This window comes from Streptococcus sp. HMSC34B10, assembly GCF_001839505.1.
Taxonomy (GTDB): domain Bacteria; phylum Bacillota; class Bacilli; order Lactobacillales; family Streptococcaceae; genus Streptococcus; species Streptococcus peroris.
This window is the reverse complement of sequence record NZ_KV841551.1, coordinates 24,961-27,264: the sequence shown is the minus strand read 5'-3', so window position 1 is coordinate 27,264 and position 2,304 is coordinate 24,961. Positions and strand designations below refer to the sequence as shown.

Below are 2,304 nucleotides of genomic sequence, written 5' to 3'. Positions count from 1 at the left end.
GGGCATCTAAATCAACAGGAAAAAGCCTTGATTTATAAGGCTTTTTTGCTTGTCTATAACTGATTTGCCCCATCATTTGCCCCACATTTTTTTATGAGCAATCTTTCCAAACATCTCTGACTACGAAAAACAAAAAAGCTATCCTACCTTTGCAAATTTGGATAAGATAGCAGAATATTTTAATGCAACTCCAACCCAACTATTTGGAACTAGTAAAGAAATTGAGTTAGAAAAGAGTGTTCTTGAATCGAATGAATACTCTGACAAAGTAAGTGAGATCTTAAAAGCTGTCAAATACATCGAACATTTCCTACATACTTATGGACAGCACTTAGAGGATTTACTTTATCTAACAAAAGGCAACCAACTATACACAGAAGATGGAGATGAGTTGTATATTGATCCAACTTCTCAGAAAAGAACATTTCATACTCAATATGAACCTGGTTTTATTGTAGCAAGAGAAAAATCTCCACTAGAACTCTTGATTGAAAATAAGGAATTGTTTGATAAATAGAAAAAGCGAGGATAACCTCGCTTCAGATTGAAGTTAAAATCTTTAGAAGACACTTTTATAAGGACTTTGTCTTCAATCTGTGAAAAGGAGTGGAAACTCCTTTTCTTTTTGTAAGTCAGACTGAAACTTCCAAATTGTTTATTTATTTTATTGACATTTTCTATAAAAATAAATATAATAGTTTTATTATCAGACTATACTATATAGGGGGGATTGAAATGAAATTTTCTAATCGTTTACTGCTATTCCTTGCAGGAGTTGTTTTTGTCCTTTTAGGACTTTTCCTATTTACAAACCCAGTAGCTAATCTTGTTGCTTACAGCTGGTGGATTGCATTTGATTTACTGGTTTCTTCTATAGCAGCTATTTTAGGCTATTTCTCTGCACCAAAAGAGCTTCGCTCACCTGTTTATCTTTTCCAAGGGTTTGTTAGTCTTCTCTTAGCTCTTTACCTCGTTGCTTATGGCTTTGTGACCCTGCCGGTCGTCATTCCGACCATTGTAGGAATTTGGTTAATTGTAGAAGCCATTATTGCTTTCTTTAAAGGCAAACGTCTAGGATTGATTTTCCCTATTATTGGTAGCAATATCACGTGGGTAGCCTTGCTTGTATTTTTACTAGGTCTAGTGATTCTGTTCAATCCAGTGGCTACAGGTGTCTTTGTCGTTTATGTCATTGCCTTTTCATTTTTAGTTACTGGCTTCACCTACATTATTGAGGCCTTTCGTAAATAGTCTAGTTGCTATTTCTATCGCATTCAAAAAAGCTGGGAAATCATATTCTCAGCTTTTTCGTCTCTTTAATTATCACTTTTTCGCATTCCATTCTACGTAGAATTGCTCTAAGTATTCTTCCAAAAAGTGATGGCATAGTGCTCTAGCATTCGATAAGTTGCAATAATAACCGGTCGAGAACGGGGCATCGACTCAATCATACTGAAAATAAAAGAGCGAATGTTATCTGCAAAAAGAAAGCTTAGATTCTTTGCGATTTCAACAAAAAAAAAGCACTGTTGGTACTTACCCCAAAAAGTTAGACAAGTAATTTAAGTGAAGGATTTAGTTCTGTATTTCACAGGACTAATGTAAGTGGCTCATTTGGACTATCCTCCTGTTTTGTTTTATCACTTACAGTATAGTCCTTTTAGGCTTTTCAGAATTAAAACAGTTTGTTCAAACTGAAAATACAAAATTAGCTCAGGCTTCAATTGTAAAAGCTGAAAATGGTGTTGTTAACGTCAAAGATAGCTTTGATTTGATGAATTCCCTAGGAGATGATTATTTCGAAGGCGGATTAATTGGTAGTTTAATCGGAATTTTAGGTGGACCACTAGGTGTTCTCTTTGGTTTTGCTACTGGTGGAGCAATTGGCGCCTCCGTTGGTTCAGACAAAGAATTGATCAATTCGGCATTAATTACAACCGTTAGTAAAAAGTTGACTAATGGCGAAGTAGCTATTATTGCACTTGTACAAGAAAATGATGAATCTGTTTTAAATGCTATTTTTGAAAAGTATCAGGTTGACATTGCTAGATGGGATGTCGCTACTGTTGCGGCAGAGATAGAGTCAGCTCTCAAAATTCAAGAAGATTTAGAGCATCAAGCTAAAGCTCGCTTAATTGCGGATAAAAAAGAAGCTCGTCGTGAAAAATTTGATAAATTGAAAGCTAGTATTAAAGAGAAATTTTCGAAAAAAAATTAACAGACTGAAGAGACTGAGGTAATTAGGAATCGGTAAACAGTCCATCTCTGATTACGAAAAACAAAAAAGCTATCCTACCTTTGCAA

At 35.0% G+C, this 2,304-nt stretch carries 3 protein-coding genes; all 3 read left to right on the top strand.

Annotated elements, in window-relative coordinates; all coding sequences use genetic code 11:
• Positions 1-100: 100 nt before the first annotated feature.
• Entirely contained in the window at positions 101-517 is a 417-nt protein-coding gene (locus HMPREF3237_RS03405; RefSeq protein WP_257365013.1) for a helix-turn-helix domain-containing protein, read from the top strand.
• Between the two features lie 218 nt (positions 518-735).
• Positions 736-1,251, top strand: coding sequence for a DUF308 domain-containing protein (locus HMPREF3237_RS03400; RefSeq protein WP_037611159.1), 516 nt, complete (start codon positions 736-738; stop codon positions 1,249-1,251).
• Between the two features lie 523 nt (positions 1,252-1,774).
• Entirely contained in the window at positions 1,775-2,218 is a 444-nt protein-coding gene (locus tag HMPREF3237_RS03395; protein ID WP_223361914.1) for a DUF1269 domain-containing protein, read from the top strand.
• Positions 2,219-2,304: the final 86 nt, after the last annotated feature.